Source organism: Streptomyces sp. AcH 505 (assembly GCF_000818175.1).
GTDB lineage: Bacteria > Actinomycetota > Actinomycetes > Streptomycetales > Streptomycetaceae > Streptomyces.
In genome coordinates this window covers 6,767,580-6,783,555 of the sequence record NZ_JTIY01000001.1, presented here as the reverse complement: position 1 = coordinate 6,783,555, position 15,976 = coordinate 6,767,580, and the positions used below count along the sequence as shown (strand labels likewise).

Below are 15,976 nucleotides of genomic sequence, written 5' to 3'. Positions count from 1 at the left end.
GGAGGCGATGACGCGGTGACAACACTGCACAGTGAGCCGGACACCATCTACGACGTCCTGGGGATCGGCTTCGGGCCGTCAAACCTGGCTCTCGCGATAGCAGTTCAGGAACACAACGGACAAGTCCGCCCCGATGACCGGATTCAGGCCGTATTCCTGGAGAAACAACCGCGCTTCGGCTGGCACCGCGGCATGCTGATCGACGACGCCACGATGCAGGTGTCGTTCCTCAAGGACCTCGTCACGATGCGGGATCCCACGAGCGACTTCAGCTTCCTGTGCTACCTGCGGGAACAGGGCAGGCTGGTCGACTTCCTCAACCAGAAGACCCTCTTCCCGCTGCGGATCGAGTTCCACGACTATCTCGAATGGTCGGCCGACCGGGTGTCGGACCTGGTGGAGTACGCGGCGGAGGTCCTCTCGGTGCTCCCGGTCACCGAGGACGGCGAGGTGCGGTGGTTCGACGTCGTCAGCCGTGACCCGGCCGACCCCGGCCGTACGATCACCCGCCGCGCCCGCAACATCTGCGTCGCGACCGGCATGGAGCCCCATCTGCCGCCGGGCACGGTGCTGTCCGACCGGGTGTGGCACAACAGCGAGTTGATGCCGAGGGTCGCCGAACTGACCGAACGCCGTACGCCGGTCAAGCGCGCCGTGGTGCTCGGCGCCGGGCAGAGCGCGGCCGAGGCGGTGGACTATCTGCACCGCAGCTTCCCCGAGGCCGAGATCTGCTCGGTCTTCTCCAAGTACGGCTACACCCCGGCGGACGACAGTCCCTTCGCCAACCGGATCTTCGACCCGGAGGCGGTCGACATCTACTACAACGCCCCGCGCGGCGTGAAGCGGGCGCTCTTCGACTACCACCGCGCCACCAACTACTCCGTGGTGGACCTGGACTTGATCGAGTCGCTGTCCCGGACGATGTACCAGGAGAAGGTCCAGGGCCGGGAGCGGCTGCGCATGCTCAACGTCTCACGCATCCATGAGGTCGAGGAGAGCGGCGAACGCATCGACGTCACGGTCGAGTTCCTGCCGACCGGTGAACGCAGCGTGCTCACCGCCGATCTGCTCGTCCACGCGACCGGCTACCGGCCGCCGGACATCGGCGAGCGGCTGGGCGAGATCGGCAAGCTGCTGCTGCGCGACGAGGAGGACGCGCCGCTGGTCGGGCGCGACCATCGCGCGGTGACCGCCCCGAACGTCGTCTCCGGCATCTATCTGCAGGGCGGCACGGAGCACACGCACGGTCTCACCTCGACCCTGCTGTCCAACACGGCGGTACGGGCGGGCGAGATCCACGCGTCGCTCCTCGCCGAGCACACGACGAGAACGCGGGGTGCGGCGAGGAGCGCGGCCTGACGCCGTCCCCAGCCGCGTCCCCGGGCTACCCGCCCAGCGTCTTCGCCCGCTCCGCCCGGCGGGCGAAGACGTCGTCCCGGGAGGCCGCCATCTCACGCAAGGCGCCCTTCCGCTCCCGCCGGTCGAGCCGGTCCAGATACAGCCGGCCCTGCAGATGCTCGGTCTCGTGCTGGAGACAGCGGGCGAAGTACCCGAACCCCTCGATGACCAGCGGGTCGCCGTTCAGGTCGAACCCCCGGACCACCGCGTGGTCGGGGCGCGGAACGGTGCGGGAGGGGCCGGGCACCGACAGACAGCCCTCCCCCTCGTCGAGGAGTCTGCGCTCGGCGGCCGGCAGCTCGTCGAGCACCGGGTTGGCGATGTGCCCGACATGGCGTACACCCCACTCGTCGGCGCAGTCCCACACGAACAGCCGCAGGTCCACATCGACCTGGTTGGCGGCGAGTCCGGCGCCCTCGGCCACGTACAGCGTGGTGAACATGTCGTCGACCAGCCGCGACAGCCCGGGTGTGCCGAACTCCGTGACGGGCTGGGAGCGCCGGCTCAGGATCTCCTCGCCGACGACGGTGATCCGGCGCACCGATCCCCGCCCGGCCTCCGGCGCGAGCCGGGGATAGCTGCCGACCCGCTCCCCCTGCACGCGCACACCGGGCGCCTGGGACGCTCCGTCCCTCATCCGAACCGCCATAGGAATCAACGCCTTTACGAGCCCACTTGACCGAAGGCTTTGCAAAGTAGCATCCTTTGCAAAGTGAGCACCAGTGAGCATCGCCCGACGGCCCCCGCCTCGTCCCTGCCGGACCATCCGCTGCGGATCGCCCTGCTGGATCTGCTGGCCGAGGTCGGCACGGTCACGTCCACGGAAGCCGCGCAGCGCCTGGGGCAGAGCTCCGGGCTCTGCTCGTTCCATCTGCGGCAGCTCGCCCGGCACGGACTCATCGAGGAGGCGCCGCACAGTGGCGGCAGGGCGCGGCCGTGGCGGCTGCGGTGGGAGCCCACCGGGCCGGACGGCGCCGGGCCCGGCGGCGACGCGGCGGAACCGGCGAGCTTCGACACACTGGCGCGCGGTCTTGAGGACGAGAGTTACCAGCGCTGGCTGTCACACCGCGCGACGGCGCCGGCCGAGTGGCGGCAGGACGAGGCGTTCAGCGCCGTCCTGCATCTGACACCGGCCGAGATGAGCGAACTCGCCGAGTCGATCCGCCTACTCCTGGCCGGCTACCGGCGGCGGGACGACCGGCCTTCCGAACGTCCCGCCGGCGCACTGGCGGTCGCGGCCGTCACCCGGATCTTCCCGCTGCTCCCGGAAAATTCCTGACAGGTCGTCAATCGTGCGCTCAGGCGACCTGGCTGACACCGAGCGCGGCGACACCGACGCCCACGACCATGCACAGGACCCAGATCACCATCTTGGCCACCGCCGAGTCCTGGCCGTAGCGGGACGCGGTCAGCCGCCCCAGCGCGCCGATCGCCACTCCGATCACGATGAGCAGTACGCCCGTCACCTTGCCCATTACCTGCCACCCCGTTCCTTGCGTCGCTTGTTCCAGATCCCGTAGCCGAACATACCGACCACGAAGGCGAAGATGCACAGCACGACGATTACTCCCGCCGTGCCGTCAGGTATCCAACTACCGCGCCCGCTAGCGGCGTTCGGGTTCATTCTCTGCTCCTTCTCCGGGTCGGGGGGACGGGAGGCGAGAGGACCGTGGGTCCTCTCGCCTGCCCGCTCCCCCGGTGATCAGTCGTGCGGCGGCGGGGCCACCGTCACGACCAGGACTCCTCGGCCGCGCTCTCGACCTGGCTGCCGACGAAGTCGCCGGCGAATCCGCAGCCGAGACCCACGACGGCGCCGCCCACCCCGGCCGTCGGCAGGCTCACCGCCGCGGCCGCGCTGATGCACGTCGCGTCCGTGATCGCACCGGCCACGGTGCCCGCGGCCGCCGCCGCGGCCTTGACGTAGTGCCCTTGGCCCAGTTCGGTCGCGATCCCGAGCACGGCCTCGGCGTCGAAGGCTCCCCCGACCTCCTTGGCCAGCCCCTTGCCCAGCTTGCTCCAGGAGAAGAGACCGCTGGGGTCGGCGCGGTTGACGGGGTCGCCGTTGGCGTAGGCGTAGAGGTTGGCCTCCTTGCCCGAAGGGTCGGGCTGGGTGAAGCGGCCCAGTGCGGGGTCGTAGTAGCGGGCACCCATCTTGTAGAGGCCGCTGGGATCGAGATAGCTGCCGGTGTAGCGGTACGGCTGGCCTGCGGGGCCCGAGTTGGTGCGTGCCTCGCCGTAGGGCCCGTACGAGTAGGTCGCCGTACGCCTGCCCGATGCGTCGACCAGACCGATCACACTGCCCTGGGCGTCGGTGAGGTAGTACTGACTGGCGCCGCCGGTCTTGATGGCGGTCAGGGTGCCCGAGGGCTCCCGCACGAAGCCGGTCGCCGCACCGGCCGCGCTCTGGCCGCTGAGCCCGACGGCGGTGTTGACGAACGTGGTGCCGTCGCTGCTGAGCCGGTGGTTGTTGTCCACCCCCGCGTACGTGTTGACGGTGGCGGCGCCGTCGTCGGTGAAACCGCCGAGCTGGCTGAACGGCGACCAACTGCCGCCCGTACGGACCCCGGTGGGGCTCGCCGCCGACGTCTCGTTGCCCGCGCCGTCGTAGCCGAAGCCCGAGTCGCCGTCGCGGCTGGTGAGTTCGCCCGCGTCGTCGTACGCGTAGTCGACCTGGGCGCTGTCACATCCCGCGGGCAGCGTGGTGCCCGTCGACGATCCTGTGCGGTTGCCCGCCTTGTCGTAGCAGTACGACCAACCGGCCGTAGTGGCGCCGGCCTTGGTCTCCACGGCCTTGGTCAGTCGGCCCTGCGTGTCGTAGCTGTACGCGGTCGCCGCGCCGTCCGCCGTACGGGTACGGACCTTGTCGGTGTCCTTGCCGGACTGGGCGTAGTCGTAGCTGATCGTCGAGAAGGTCGTACTGCCGTTCGCCGCGACGATCTTGGTGGGCCGGCTGGACTTGTCCAGCGTCACGCTCTGTGTCGTCCCTCCCGGGTACGTCGTCTTCGTCCGCTTGCCGTTCTTGTCGTACTCGTACGCGGTCTTGGCCCCGCCCGGCTCCGTCAGCGAGGTGAGCGCGTTGGCGTCGTCGTAGCCGTACACCGTGGTGCCCGACGGGTCGGCGGCGGAGGCCACGTTGCCCGTGGGGTCGTAGGTGACGGAGGTGGTGGCGGTGCCGGGCAGGGTGCGGGTGCGTTCGCGGTTCTGCTCGTCGTACGTCACCGTCGTCGTACCGGCGGGGGTGCGGCGCGAGACGATGTTGCCGTCGTCGTCGTAGCCGAACTCCGCCGTGGCCGAGCCCGCCTGCTGCGAGACGACACGGTCGCGGTCGTCGTAGCCGTAGGTGGTGACGATCCCCCGGCCGTCCTTGACGGTGCGGGCCCGGCCCAGGTCGTCGTAGGTGTAGGTGAGGGGCTTCTGCGGGCCCGGCGGGGTGATGGTGGTGAGATCGCCCTTCGCGTCGTAGCCGAAGCTGGTCTTCTTCCCCCGCGAGTCGGTTGCCGTGCAGCGCTGCCCCGGCTTGCCGCCGCAGGTCATCGTGCCGGACTTGGGGTTGTAGGTGTAGTCCCAGGACGCGGCGGTGCCGCCGGACGTCGAGTCCTTCTGGCTGAGTACGTTGCCGGACGTGTCGTAGGCGTTGGCGGCCTGCTGGCTCGACGCGGACGTCATCGTGTCGGGGTAGTAACCGCCCGACTTCTGCACCCAGTTCATGGTGGACCGGGCGCCGGTCGGCTGGGTGGCCGTGGTCGGGTTGAAGGCGTCGTCGTACTCGAACTTGACGGTGTTGCCGTCCGCTGTGCCGCTGCCCATCCCGTCGACCGCGCTGGTGACGTTGTTGTCGGGTCCCCAGGTCTTGGACCGGGTGTGCCCCAGCGGGTCCTCGGTCTTCGTCACGCGCCAGCGTGCGTCCACGGTCTTGAGTGTGTTCTTGCCGCGCGGGTCGGTGATCCGGACGACGCCCTCGCCCTCGGAGCCCGGCTGGGGCAGCACCCAGCGGAACGCGGTGGTGTTGCCGGTGCCGGCCGCCTTGTCGATGACCCGGGTGACCGAGGCGACGCGCACGGTGTCCCAGGTGAAGGTGGTGACGTTGCCCCGGGGTGTGGTGATCTTCGTCAGCCGGTGCGAGGTGTCGTAGCCGAAGAGGGTCTTCTTGCCCGCCGAGTCGGTGAACGAGGTCAGGTCCGCGCCGGTGTAGCCGTACCCCACGGACCTGCCGGTGTTGTCGGCGACCTTGGTGACGTGGGCGCCGTCGTTGGTGAAGGTCAGCGTGCGGCCGGAGGTCGAGGTGATCTTCGAGGTGAAGGCCCCGGAGTAACTGACCGTCGTGGCGTTGCCGTTCTTGTCCTCGACCTTGCTGACCCGCGCGTCGCCGGTGGTGCCCGCGCGGGTGAACGTGGTCTTCTGGCCGTTGCCCCGCGAGGTGAGCGTGAAGGACTTCTTGTCCGACGCCTCGGTCAGGTCCTGCTTGTAGCCGGGCGCGGGGGTGAATCCGGAGCCGCTGCGGCCGAACACCGCGATGGTGCTCGAAGGGCCCTGGACATAGACGTCGTCCGGGGTGGCCTCGTGGATCAGGTAGTCACTGCCGGTGGTCGCCTTCCAGCTGGTGTTGAGGCCGTTGTAGGCGTTGCCGAGCGACAGTCCCGGCCCCGCGTCCGCGATGTCGAAGGCGGCGACGCTGACGAGCAGATTGCCGTTGCCGAGGTTGACCTGGGCGCTGACGGAGTCGGACGGCTGCGCCTGCCAGAACTGCGACCAGGGCACCTGGCCGATGCCCAGCCCCTGGAAGCCGGCGGCGAAGGCGTCCGGTTCGACGAGCGGACGGTCGGCGCCCGGCACGCCGATCGCGTTGCTGGCGGGGGCCCTGGTGACGCCGGAGGGCGAGGGGGACGGTGGTGCGGTGTGCGTCGATGCGGTCGGGCGTGCGGCCGGCGGCGCGGCCGCCGCGGCCGACGGGATCAAGGCGGCGAAGGTGATGGTCGCCGTGCCGACGGCGAGGGCCGACAGGGGAACCAGCCGTCTGCGACGGCGGTTCAATGGCATGCCGAACATGCGGGTCTCTCCCCGAGTTTGGTGGTGACGATGGGCTGGTCAGGCCGCGCGCCGGGGTCAGCGGCGCGGTGGTGGCGCGCCGGGGTCAGCAGCGCTTGGAGGAGCGGGCGTGGTACTGGCCCTGCTCACCGACGACGCTGATCGCGCCGTCGCCGGACGTGCACTCGTCGGTCGTGTCGGCGGCGTTTCCCCAGAACTCCTGGCCGTGTGTGTCGAACACGGTCCTGTTGCCGACCAGCGACTCGCGCTCGAACGACCAGACTCCGACGGTCAGATCGAAGTTGATCTTCTTGTCCAGGAACGACTTCCACACCCACACGTAGCCGTAGTTCTTGTCGCACGTGGGCGAGTAGAACTGCTTGACCGAGGCGATCGTCTCCGTGCCCCGGTAGGCGTACGACGTGGTGCCGATCTGGTAGGCGTCCGTGCAGACGCCGGCAGCGGCCGCCTGGGCGCTGTGCGGATTGCCCGTCTCACTGGCGGTCGTGCCCGATGCGGGTACGGAGGACCCCGTGCCCGGCACGGGTCCGGTGCCCGCGCTCGCCACTCCGGTACCCAGCAGCGACAGGGCGGCCCCCACGGTCACCGCCGCCGCCATGGAACGTATGCGGTTCATCAGTGTTTCTCCCCCACGGTCATGCGCACCCGCAGAACGCCCCACGCGTCATGCGGCCATGCACATCAAGGCACACCATCCGGTGCGCCTTCACATCGTTGCCCGAGGGGGAGATGGAACCGATAATTCCAGCGAACGGTTTACAGATAGCAACAGTCGACACGGTCCGTGAGGGCACGGAATTTCCACCGTTCCCTCACAGGAAACCCAGGCGCCGGCTCCGCTCGGCTTACGTTCTTGAGGCCGCGCCGACGCTCCGCTTCACGAAGCCGCGTTGCCACGGGAAGCGTGACTTGTCTCACAGGTTTACACCCGGCGCTCCCGGCAAGGCGCAACCGTTTGTGTCACACCGTCAGCCGGGTGAACTCCCGCACCACGCGCGCCAGTTCACCGGGCTGGTCCAGCGGGACGAGGGTGCGGCTGTCCGCGATCTCCACCAGGCTTCCGTGCGGCAGGAGTTCGGCGAGTCGCCTGCCGTGCGCCGGTGGCATCACCCGGTCGTCGCGGGCCCAGACGACCAGGGCGGGGCGGTCGAAGTCCGGCAGCCGAAGGGCGGCCTCGCTCAGCACATCGGTGTCGGCGCCCACGGCGCGCAGCATGCGGACCGCGTCGCGGCGGATCTCCTGACGCTTCATCACCGGCTCCACCCAGCGGCGAGTTGCCGCGTCCCCCCGCCTGGTCAACTGACCGAAGGCGAACGGCGAGCGGCGCACGGCCCGTAGCCGCATCTGCTGCATGAACATCCCGAACAGCCGGGGTGGCAGCTTGCCGGTGAGCATCAGCGTCCGGCCCGTGAGTCCGGGCGGGAAGTTGTCGAACGCCTCGCACGAGACGAGGACGGCCCGGCCCACCCTTGCCGCGTCCCCCGCGATGACGAGCTGGACCAGGGCGCCGCCGGTGTCGTTGCCGACCAGCGTGACGTCCCGCAGGTCGAGCCGGTCGAGGAACTCGACGACCAGCCTCGCCACCCCGGGCAGCGACAGGTCGGCGTCGGGGCGCGTCGCGTGGCGGTGCGCCCCGAGCGGGAGTGTCGGTGTCACACAGCGGTGGCCGGCGGCGAGTTCGGCCACCGGCCCCGACCACAGCGAGGAGTCCATCATCAGCCCGTGCAGCAGCACCACGGTGGGGCCTTCACCGCCGGTGTCCTCGTACTCGACCGGTCCGGCCGACAGCTCGATCAGTGTCATCCCGGGTCTCCCCCTCAGATCCCGCGCCCCGGCGCCGGCCGCGCCGCCCCGCGCGAGGCGTGACCCCCTGCGCCCTCGCCGAGCAACCGGCGGCGCAGAAAGTCCAGTTCGGCTTCGACGGCGCTTTCGTGGGCGTCCTGGAAGGGTGCGTAGTGTCCCCCGGGTACGTGGACCAGCTCGGCGTCCCGCGCCTGCCCCGCGGCGCGCACCGCCGGTGCGGCGAGGACCGACTGGTCCTGGTCGGCCACGACGACCAGGAGCGGGCAGCGCACCCGGGACGCGTGCCGACCGGGCTTGTACAGGCTGAAGTTGAGCACCGAGCGCGCCGCGACCTCCTGCTGCCACCGCGGATACGCGTTGTCCGGGTTGAGCACCTGGTCGCCGAGCCTGCCGTCCGGCGTGGCGAGCATGACGGTCTCACCCGGCTCCCCCGAGAGTCCGATCAGCAGGGGCTTGCGGCCGACGAGACCGCCCAGCATGTCGAGCAGGGTCAGCGCGGTGACCTTCAGCATCGCGAGCGGCTTCTGGTGGCGCGACGCGTTACGGGAAGCCACGGGGCCGTCGGCGTTCGGTGTCTGCGCGATTGCCGCCGCGAGCTGCGGATTGCGCGCCGCGACCGGGAAGACATGACCGCCGGACAGGGAGAAGCCCCACACGCCGAGCCGGGCCGGATCGACCCCCGGAAGCGTGGCGGCGAAGCCGATCGCCGCCTGCCAGTCGTCGACCTGGTCCCTCATGCGCACGACCTGGCGCGGCTGCCCGCCGCTCTCCCCCAGCCGGCGGTAGTCGAAGGCGAGGACGGCGAACCCCGCTGCGTTGAACCGCTTCGCGAACCGGTCGGTGCCCGGCTCCTTGGTGACTCCCCCGCCGCCCGCCATGACCACGCATCCGCCGTTGGTCCCTGGATAGTGCCAGGCCACACACTCCGTGCCGCCGCTGGCGAAGCGGACCTTCTCCCGATTCAAGGACATGCTCATGCCGGTCTCCCCGTGGCCGAGATTCACCCTGTCCTTAAAGTGAACCACGTGGTTCGCATGCTGTCCACGCGCGCCGGGCCCCTACTCCTCGGCGGCCTCCTCCCGCTCCAGCGCGCGGCCCAACGCCTCGAATCCCGCGGCGATCCCCGCGCTGTCGCCGCTCGTCCTGGCGTCCACGAGGAAGCCCCTGAGCACGGCGAGGATCATCTCGGCGACCTCCAGCTTCCGCCGCTGCGGCCAGTGCTCCGGGCAGATGGACAGCAGCAGCGGCAGATACTGCTGCGACGCCTCGCGGCCGAGCGCGCCGTGCCGCCCGGGGTCGTACATCGCCAGCCCGATGGCCTGGTCCAGCACCCGCGCCTCCTCGCCCACCAGGACGGGCCACACCACGCGCACCCAGTCCGCCAGCGGCCGGCGCGGCTGACCCGCGGTGGCCGCGGTGAAGGCCTTGTCGACGCGGCGCTCCCGCAGTTGGACGATCGCCTGCCTGAGCAGGTCGTCGATCCCGTCGAAGTGGTAGAGCAGCACCTTGTGGGTGGCGCCCGCCGCCCGCGCGGCCCGCCGGAGCGAGAAGTCCACGAGCCCGTTGGCCGCGAGGTCGTCGGTGACCCGGCCCAGCAGTTCCAGCCGCCGGGCCTCGCCACGCGGCGACCCGGCCGAACGCCGGTAGCCGGCCCGCTCAGGACGGTCCTCGAACGCTGACGACACGACGGCTCCCTGGAAGTCGGTTCCGATACAGGCGCACACCGTAGCTCCGCCCCCGGATGTGGGTGGCACCACACACCGCCGCCGTTTCCGTCGGTAACGCTCGGGCACGCGCAGTGCACAAGATCCGCGAGACACCCGAGAGCCAAGGAGAGACATGTTCGTTCTCGTCGGAGCGTTGCTGCTGTTCGGAGTCGTCCTCGGAGCCGTCGTGCACGTACCGCTGCCCGTAGCGCTCGGCGCCGCCGCCGTCATCGCCTGCTGGCTCGGGGTGTACGCGCTGCGCAAGCGGCACGCCCACAGCCGGGGCCACTCGTAAGGAGTCAGGACCATGACCGTCAAGACCCCCGTGCGCACCCCCGAGTCGACCCGCCGTACCGCCGACGGGATGGCCGTCGCCTCCTTCGTCCTCGGCCTGGTCGGGCTGCTGGTGTTCAACCTCTTCCTCGGGCCCGCCGCACTCGTGCTGGGCACGCTCGCGCTGGTCCGGCGCACCGGGCACCGCGGCCGGGCGTATCTCGGACTGGCCCTGGGCGCCGCCGACCTGATCGTGCTGGCCGTGCTGACGGCAGCCGACCACACCGTCAGCTGGTAGCCGCGGCAGCGCCGGAATCCTGGTACGGACCATGGACACCGTGAAGGCGAAGCGTCGATGATGACTGCACCCCCACAGATGTAGGAGCAGTTCACATGGATAGACGACAGTTGATCGCCGGCGGTGTCGCGGCAGCGACGGCAGCCACCTTGCTTCCCGCGCTGTCCGGTACGGCGACCGCCGCGTCCGGCCGAGCGACCACCGCCGCACCGTCCGCCCAACTCCCGTCCAGGGACGACATCATCAGCGTTCTGCGGCGGGTGGCCGACCACTGGATCGGCGCACACGTCAACCCGGGCGACAACGGCTGGGCCAACGCGACCTTCTTCAGCGGGCTGTTGGCCCTGTTCAGACTGACGAACGACACGGCCTATCTGAACTACGCGAGGAACTGGGCGGAGAGCCACGACTACGGGCTGATCGGCGGCACCACCACCCGGCACGCGGACAACCAGTGCGCGGGCCAGGCCTATCTCGACCTGTACGAGATCGAACCGGACGACCAGAAGCTCGACGCGATCGAGACGTCGCTGCACCGCATGGTCTACACCGACCAGCCGGGCAAGAACGACGACTGGTGGTGGGACGACGCGCTGCACATGGCGATGCCCTCGTTCGCGCGGATCGGCGCGCTGCGCGACGATCCGCAGTACTGGGAGAAGCTGTACAGCCTCTACAGCCACACCAAGCACGCCGAGGGCGGCCCGGGTCTGTACGACTCGGCCTCCGGCCTCTGGTACCGCGACGCGAACTTCGTACGCGGCGGGATCGTCTCCCCCAACGGCAAGCCGGTGTTCTGGTCACGCGGCAACGGCTGGGTGGCCGGCGCCCACACCAAGGCACTCAAGGCGCTGCCCGCAGCCGAGCGCCATGTCGCCGAATACCGCGACACGCTGCGCCAGTTGGTGACGGCCACGGCCAAGGTCCAGCGCACCGACGGCTTCTGGAACGTCAACCTCGGCGACGCCGCGCATCTGCCCGGTCCTGAGACCAGCGGCACCGCGTTCTTCGTGTACGGGACGGCGTACGCGATCGGTGCGGGCCTGGTCGACAGCGCGACTCTGCTGCCGGTCGCCGCGCGGGGCTGGAACGGTCTGGTCGCTACCGCCGTCCATCCGGACGGTGTCCTCGGCTACGTACAGAAGGTAGGCGACCGCCCCGAGTCGAGCCAGCCCATCACCTACGACAGCACCGCCGACTTCGGTGTGGGCGGTTTCCTGCTGGCCGGGTCCCAACTGGCCGCGCTGGCCTGACCTGGCCGCAAGACCCGACGGCACGGCCGGCGGATCCGAGGATCCGCCGGCCGTGCCCTCTCACGCGGAGCCGGGATCCCGGCGCGCGGGGGCCACGAAGTTCTCCGTGAGCCGGTCCGGTGCGGCCTGCTTCCAGGAGTCGGCCAGGATGTCGTACAGCTCGTCGAGATCCTCCAGGGCGGCGAGCCGTACCCGTACCCAGGACGAACTCGCCTCGTGCGGCGGGACCCAGAACTTCTCAGGTTCCGCCGCGATCAGCTCGGTCCGCTCGTGCCTGGGGCAGCGCACGGCGAACGACGTCTGGTCGTCGGGGACCGTGATGAACATCTTGCCGGCGACCCGGAACGTGGGCATGCGCCACGCTTCCTTCTCCAGCGTCTCGGGGAGCGACAGTGCGATACGGCGCACGTCATCAGCATCAATCACACCCCCACGTTAGACGGCTCTCAGGTCAGCGCGAAGTCGTCTCCGTACACCGCCGACTGGCCGTACCAGCCGTGCAGGTAGACGGTGACCGTGCCGGAGGCGCCGGTGGTGAAGGGCACCGTCAGCTTGGACCAGCCGGTCGAACTGGTCCACGCGCTGGCGGTGGCACCGCCGCTCACCCCCAGGTAGGCGTAGCTGCCCTGCACCCAACCGCTCAGGGTGTAGTGCGTGTTGGGGCTGAGGGTGAGCGTCTGGCCGCACTGCCCCGTCTGCGCGGAGGTGGGCGCCGACTTCAGCGCGTGCGTACCGCCGTGCACCGGCGTGGTGACCAGCGCGCCGCCGCTCTCGCAGGTCCACGGTGCCAGGGACGCGCTCTCGAAGCCGCCGTTGACCAGGGCGCCGCTGTCCCCACCGGGTCCCGGGACCGTCAGAGTGAAGGTGGCGGTGTGACTGACCGACCCGGCCGTCGCCGTCACGGTGAGCGGGTACGTCCCCGGCGCGGCCGAAGCGGAGGCGCTGACCGAGAGCGTGGCCGAGGCGCCGGCGGTGACCGACGCCGGGCTGAGCGCCGCCGTCACGCCCGCGGGCGCGCCGGTGGCCTTGAGCGCGAGGGTCTGCGCCGTGCCGGAGGTGACGGCCGTCTTCACGCTCGCCGTGGTCGAGCCGCCGGGCTGCACCGAAGCGGAGCCCGGGGCGACGGAGACCGAGAAGTCGTTGGTCACCGGGCCGCTGCCGCCGCCGGTGAACGGCGCGAAGGTGTGGGTGAAGTACCACGGGTCCTGCGGGATCCCCGAGCAGCTGTCGGAGCCGCCGGTGCCGGGGCACGAGCCCGAGTCGCGCTGAAGGGCCCAGAAGGAGAGGGTGTTGATGCCCTTGGAAACCGCCCAGTCCAGCACCGGGGGCGCGTCGGCGGTGGTGAAGGTCTCGGCGGGGCCGAAGTCGTCGATGCCCGGCATCTCGGTGACGCCCACCATGCCCCAGAGCTGCGCCTGCGTCTTGCCGGGGTTGAACTGGGCGAGCTGGCCCACGAGTCCGGTCGTCGCCGTCTTCGTGTCGTTGGCCATGTTGTGCGTGGCGTTGTCGTAGTAGTCGAACGTCATCAGGTTGACCACGTCCACCCGGGTGCCGTTCGACGCGGCGTTGCGCAGCACGTCGAGTCCGGTGTCGCCCAGGCCGCTCGTGGTGGTGGGCAGGGTGTAGGAGAACTGCACCGAACGGCCGTTGGCCGCCGCCCAGTCCTGCACCTTCTTGATCGCCTTGTTACGGCGGTCGATACCCGCCGTGTTGGTCAGCGAGTTGTCCTCGACGTCCATGTCGAGGCGCGAGACGTCGTAGGTGGTGATGATCTTCTCGTACGCCGCGGCGATGGAGTCCACGCTGGTGCAGCTGTCCGCGATCTCGGTGCCGCCGTTGTCGGCCGCGTAGCCGCCGAGTGACGGGATCACATCGCCGCCGCGTGAGCGGATGGTGGTGAAGTCCTGGCCGAACACCGAGGAGGCGATGGGCATGCCCGTGTCGCCGTTCCAGTACGTCGTGCAGGAACCGGGCCGTTCGGTCTGGACGAAGGCCATCGTCAGGTACTTGGCGCCGGACTGCTGCGCCAGGGCCGCGGGGCTGTCGCCGTTGTACGCCTCGAAGTACGGCGCGAAGACATGCGCGGGGAGCGGGGTCGCGGCGTGCGCCGCGGCTCCGGTGGTGAGGACCAGGCCGGCCGAAGCGGCCAGGGTCGCCAGGGTGGCGAGCAGCGCTCTGACGGATCTCGTACGTCTCATGGGGGCTCCCGATGGGTGAGACAGCAGGCGGATCGCGCCCATAATTGGTCTGGACCAACGGGCCGTCAAGGGTCTGGACCACTTCATTCCGTACTGTTTGCCTTATCCATCCACCCGGTCGGGGCAAGGGACCCGGGGCTCACCCGGCACATAACGCCCCTCTATCGTGGCCTTCCATGTGGCCAGGAGAGCAGCAACCGGGGGACGGGCCCAACGCGCAGGACCCGTACGCGAATCCGTACCAGCAGCCTAATCCGTACCAACAGCCGAACCCGTACACGCAACCGGGTCAGGCACCGGGGCAGACCCCGCCGTGGGCCGCCCCCACCGTCACGTCGGGACCGCCCGAACCGCCGCGCGGGGGCGGCGGGAAGACCAAACTCGTCGCCGTCGTCGCAACCGCCGTCGTGGTGGTCGCCGCGGCCGTCACGGGATTCCTGGTGCTGGGCGGCGGCTCCGACGACGAGGGCAAGAACGTCGACCCGACCAAGACGCCGTCGACGAACGGCCCCGTCTCGCCCACCGCTTCGGGTGGCGCGGACGAACGTGACAGCGCGCCGAAGCCCGTCGTCGCGGGCTGGAAGGCCGTGTTGAACCCCTCGACCGGCGTCGTCTTCGACGTGCCGCCGGAGTGGGGCCTCAAGGCGGCCAGTTGGACGACGTACGTCACCGACGAGAGCGACCCGGACGAGAAGCCGCTCATCGGCTTCACCGCCCCCGCCATGCTCAAGGAGAAGTGGTGCTCGTCCGACGAGGACGGGAACGGCAGCACGGAGGACACCGCGCTCGCGGCCGCCGGGTCGCGCGGGGAGCGCGGCGCCAGTACCACCGACGAGGCGGCCAAGAACAACGCCTCGCTGTGGCTCTACGGGGCGTACACCCAGCCGGACAAGAAGACGATCAAGCCGGGCCCGGTCGAGCCGTACACCACCTCGTCGGGCATCAAGGGGAGTCTGACGACGGCCGTTTCCTCCGGTGTGCCGAAGAAGGGCAAGTGTGACAGTGACGGCAAAGTGACCAGTTTCGCCTTCGAGAACGCCAAGGGCGACTTCGTGTCGTGGACGTTCTTCGGGGCGACCGGTGTGCCGGACGAGGTGCCGGACGCGACGGTGCGCAAGATCCTCAGCACCGTGCGCGAGGGCAGGAGTTGACGCGTCCCCCGGACTTGATCGGCATTTGCCCGAGTGAGCCGGAAAATGGGCAGTTACCTCCCTCGGAGCAGTCGGTATCGATCAGCAAACAACACTAGGAAGCGCTGCGCGAAGGGCCGGGGGCTCTGCATAATCGCTGCGAACCCCGGAAGGAATCGTCCGTGAAGCCAGAACCCTGCCCTCGCTGCTTCGCACCCGCACGCGAGGACGGCCGCCCCGACTGCGCCTGCGCCATCCCCGCGGAGACAGCCGCGGAGAGCACCGCCCAAGACGACCACGTCGAAACACTCGACATGCTGCACACGCGCCCCTACGTCTCGCTGCACAACGCGCAGACACCGGGTGACACCGCGGCTCCGAGGATCGCACGCGACGAGGACGTGGCCGCTCTGACGGCCGGCGGACCCGAAGCGCCCGGCGAGCCCGAAGCCGTGGCCGCCGGCTCCGCCGCGCCGGCCGCCGAGACCGAACCCCTGCCGCCGGTACCGCCGTCGACACCGGACTTCGTCGCTGCCGACGACGAGAGCGACCCGGCGACGCCGTCCGGCACCGGCCGCCGCAAGACCGCTCTGCTGGTGGCCGGCGCCGTCGTCGTGGTCGCCGCCGCCGTCGCGATCGGCGCGGGAGTCCTCGGCGGCAGCGGCGGCTCCGGTACGTCCGACGCCGCTGCGGCACCGAACTCCCAAGGCGCGCCTGCCGGTTCGGCCTCGGCCGAACCCTCGGCCACGGACGGCCCCACGTCGGCGGGGCCGAGCGACGATCCCAGCAGGTCGCCCGGCGCATCGGCGGACGGGTCCGTCAAGGACAAGGCCAAGGACATAGCCGCATCGGCCGCCGCCGCGATCGCGGG

The 15,976-nt window shown here is 70.2% G+C and carries 16 protein-coding genes and 1 pseudogene; 7 read left to right on the top strand and 10 right to left on the bottom strand.

Annotated features, from left to right (window positions below; all coding sequences use genetic code 11):
* Positions 1 to 15 precede the first annotated feature (15 nt).
* Complete coding sequence (locus HY68_RS29770) at positions 16 to 1,359, top strand: lysine N(6)-hydroxylase/L-ornithine N(5)-oxygenase family protein (RefSeq protein ID WP_041994716.1); 1,344 nt, start codon at positions 16 to 18, stop codon at positions 1,357 to 1,359.
* Positions 1,360 to 1,384: 25 nt separating this feature from the next.
* Here HY68_RS29770 and def read toward each other — a convergent pair whose 3' ends face one another.
* Positions 1,385 to 2,035, bottom strand: a complete 651-nt coding sequence (def, locus tag HY68_RS29765) for a peptide deformylase (RefSeq protein WP_241778713.1) — start codon at positions 2,033 to 2,035, stop codon at positions 1,385 to 1,387.
* Between the two features lie 75 nt (positions 2,036 to 2,110).
* Between def and HY68_RS29760 the strand changes: the two genes are divergently transcribed.
* On the top strand, positions 2,111 to 2,677 hold the full coding sequence (locus HY68_RS29760) for a helix-turn-helix domain-containing protein (protein ID WP_041994711.1): 567 nt from the start codon (positions 2,111 to 2,113) through the stop codon (positions 2,675 to 2,677).
* A gap of 19 nt (positions 2,678 to 2,696) precedes the next feature.
* Here the strand turns inward: HY68_RS29760 and HY68_RS43005 are convergent, their stop codons facing one another.
* From HY68_RS43005 to HY68_RS29735, 7 genes are all read right to left on the bottom strand, one after another.
* Positions 2,697 to 2,873 (bottom strand): hypothetical protein, encoded by a 177-nt coding sequence (locus HY68_RS43005; RefSeq protein WP_157874426.1) that lies wholly within the window; start codon positions 2,871 to 2,873, stop codon positions 2,697 to 2,699.
* Positions 2,873 to 3,022: a hypothetical protein gene (locus HY68_RS43000; RefSeq protein ID WP_157874425.1), complete on the bottom strand. Its 150-nt coding sequence runs from the start codon at positions 3,020 to 3,022 to the stop codon at positions 2,873 to 2,875. The genes HY68_RS43005 and HY68_RS43000 overlap by 1 nt, the downstream gene beginning before the upstream one ends.
* 104 nt (positions 3,023 to 3,126) lie before the next feature.
* Positions 3,127 to 6,444, bottom strand: a complete 3,318-nt coding sequence (locus HY68_RS29755; RefSeq protein ID WP_052457225.1) for an RHS repeat-associated core domain-containing protein — start codon at positions 6,442 to 6,444, stop codon at positions 3,127 to 3,129.
* 85 nt (positions 6,445 to 6,529) lie between these two features.
* The gene (locus HY68_RS29750; RefSeq protein WP_063779688.1) at positions 6,530 to 7,060 is read right to left on the bottom strand and encodes a hypothetical protein; all 531 of its coding nucleotides are present in this window, start codon (positions 7,058 to 7,060) and stop codon (positions 6,530 to 6,532) included.
* A 344-nt stretch (positions 7,061 to 7,404) separates the two neighbouring features.
* Positions 7,405 to 8,247 (bottom strand): alpha/beta hydrolase, encoded by an 843-nt coding sequence (locus tag HY68_RS29745; RefSeq protein ID WP_041994708.1) that lies wholly within the window; start codon positions 8,245 to 8,247, stop codon positions 7,405 to 7,407.
* Positions 8,248 to 8,261: 14 nt separating this feature from the next.
* On the bottom strand, positions 8,262 to 9,224 hold the full coding sequence (locus HY68_RS29740) for an alpha/beta hydrolase (RefSeq protein ID WP_078864021.1): 963 nt from the start codon (positions 9,222 to 9,224) through the stop codon (positions 8,262 to 8,264).
* Positions 9,225 to 9,305: 81 nt separating this feature from the next.
* Positions 9,306 to 9,932: a hypothetical protein gene (locus HY68_RS29735; RefSeq protein ID WP_041997580.1), complete on the bottom strand. Its 627-nt coding sequence runs from the start codon at positions 9,930 to 9,932 to the stop codon at positions 9,306 to 9,308.
* Between the two features lie 154 nt (positions 9,933 to 10,086).
* Between HY68_RS29735 and HY68_RS44215 the strand changes: the two genes are divergently transcribed.
* The 3 genes from HY68_RS44215 (at position 10,087) to HY68_RS29720 (ending at position 11,777) form a co-directional block, all read left to right on the top strand.
* The gene (locus tag HY68_RS44215) at positions 10,087 to 10,248 is read left to right on the top strand and encodes a hypothetical protein (RefSeq protein ID WP_041994705.1); all 162 of its coding nucleotides are present in this window, start codon (positions 10,087 to 10,089) and stop codon (positions 10,246 to 10,248) included.
* A gap of 12 nt (positions 10,249 to 10,260) precedes the next feature.
* Positions 10,261 to 10,524, top strand: a complete 264-nt coding sequence (locus tag HY68_RS29725; RefSeq protein ID WP_041994702.1) for a DUF4190 domain-containing protein — start codon at positions 10,261 to 10,263, stop codon at positions 10,522 to 10,524.
* Between the two features lie 95 nt (positions 10,525 to 10,619).
* Positions 10,620 to 11,777, top strand: coding sequence for a glycoside hydrolase family 88 protein (locus HY68_RS29720; RefSeq protein WP_052457224.1), 1,158 nt, complete (start codon positions 10,620 to 10,622; stop codon positions 11,775 to 11,777).
* 60 nt (positions 11,778 to 11,837) lie between these two features.
* Here HY68_RS29720 and HY68_RS29715 read toward each other — a convergent pair whose 3' ends face one another.
* Both HY68_RS29715 and HY68_RS29710 read right to left on the bottom strand, forming a co-directional pair.
* A complete protein-coding gene (locus HY68_RS29715; protein WP_041994699.1) occupies positions 11,838 to 12,203 on the bottom strand; it encodes an MmcQ/YjbR family DNA-binding protein in 366 nt (121 codons plus the stop codon).
* Positions 12,204 to 12,223: 20 nt separating this feature from the next.
* Entirely contained in the window at positions 12,224 to 13,975 is a 1,752-nt protein-coding gene (locus tag HY68_RS29710; RefSeq protein ID WP_041994696.1) for a glycosyl hydrolase family 18 protein, read from the bottom strand.
* 176 nt (positions 13,976 to 14,151) lie between these two features.
* Here HY68_RS29710 and HY68_RS29705 point away from each other — a divergent pair, with 176 nt between their 5' ends.
* Together HY68_RS29705 and HY68_RS44210 are read left to right on the top strand one after the other, a co-directional pair.
* Positions 14,152 to 15,126 carry a hypothetical protein gene (locus HY68_RS29705; protein WP_041994693.1) on the top strand — a complete coding sequence of 325 codons (975 nt, stop codon included), beginning with the start codon at positions 14,152 to 14,154 and terminating at the stop codon, positions 15,124 to 15,126.
* Between the two features lie 161 nt (positions 15,127 to 15,287).
* Positions 15,288 to 15,976: pseudogene (locus HY68_RS44210) on the top strand (hypothetical protein); the annotation flags it as partial.

What these genes read in the sequence shown, in the direction of transcription:
- def (WP_241778713.1), bottom strand. Translation starts at nt 2,035, where the DNA reads ATGAGGGACGGAGCGTCCCAGGCGCCCGGTGTGCGCGTGCAGGGGGAG.
- HY68_RS43005 (WP_157874426.1), bottom strand. Translation starts at nt 2,873, where the DNA reads ATGGGCAAGGTGACGGGCGTACTGCTCATCGTGATCGGAGTGGCGATC.
- HY68_RS43000 (WP_157874425.1), bottom strand. Translation starts at nt 3,022, where the DNA reads ATGAACCCGAACGCCGCTAGCGGGCGCGGTAGTTGGATACCTGACGGC.
- HY68_RS29755 (WP_052457225.1), bottom strand. Translation starts at nt 6,444, where the DNA reads ATGTTCGGCATGCCATTGAACCGCCGTCGCAGACGGCTGGTTCCCCTG.
- HY68_RS29750 (WP_063779688.1), bottom strand. Translation starts at nt 7,060, where the DNA reads ATGAACCGCATACGTTCCATGGCGGCGGCGGTGACCGTGGGGGCCGCC.
- HY68_RS29745 (WP_041994708.1), bottom strand. Translation starts at nt 8,247, where the DNA reads ATGACACTGATCGAGCTGTCGGCCGGACCGGTCGAGTACGAGGACACC.
- HY68_RS29740 (WP_078864021.1), bottom strand. Translation starts at nt 9,224, where the DNA reads ATGAGCATGTCCTTGAATCGGGAGAAGGTCCGCTTCGCCAGCGGCGGC.
- HY68_RS44215 (WP_041994705.1), top strand. Translation starts at nt 10,087, where the DNA reads ATGTTCGTTCTCGTCGGAGCGTTGCTGCTGTTCGGAGTCGTCCTCGGA.
- HY68_RS29725 (WP_041994702.1), top strand. Translation starts at nt 10,261, where the DNA reads ATGACCGTCAAGACCCCCGTGCGCACCCCCGAGTCGACCCGCCGTACC.
- HY68_RS29720 (WP_052457224.1), top strand. Translation starts at nt 10,620, where the DNA reads ATGGATAGACGACAGTTGATCGCCGGCGGTGTCGCGGCAGCGACGGCA.
- HY68_RS29710 (WP_041994696.1), bottom strand. Translation starts at nt 13,975, where the DNA reads ATGAGACGTACGAGATCCGTCAGAGCGCTGCTCGCCACCCTGGCGACC.
- HY68_RS29705 (WP_041994693.1), top strand. Translation starts at nt 14,152, where the DNA reads ATGTGGCCAGGAGAGCAGCAACCGGGGGACGGGCCCAACGCGCAGGAC.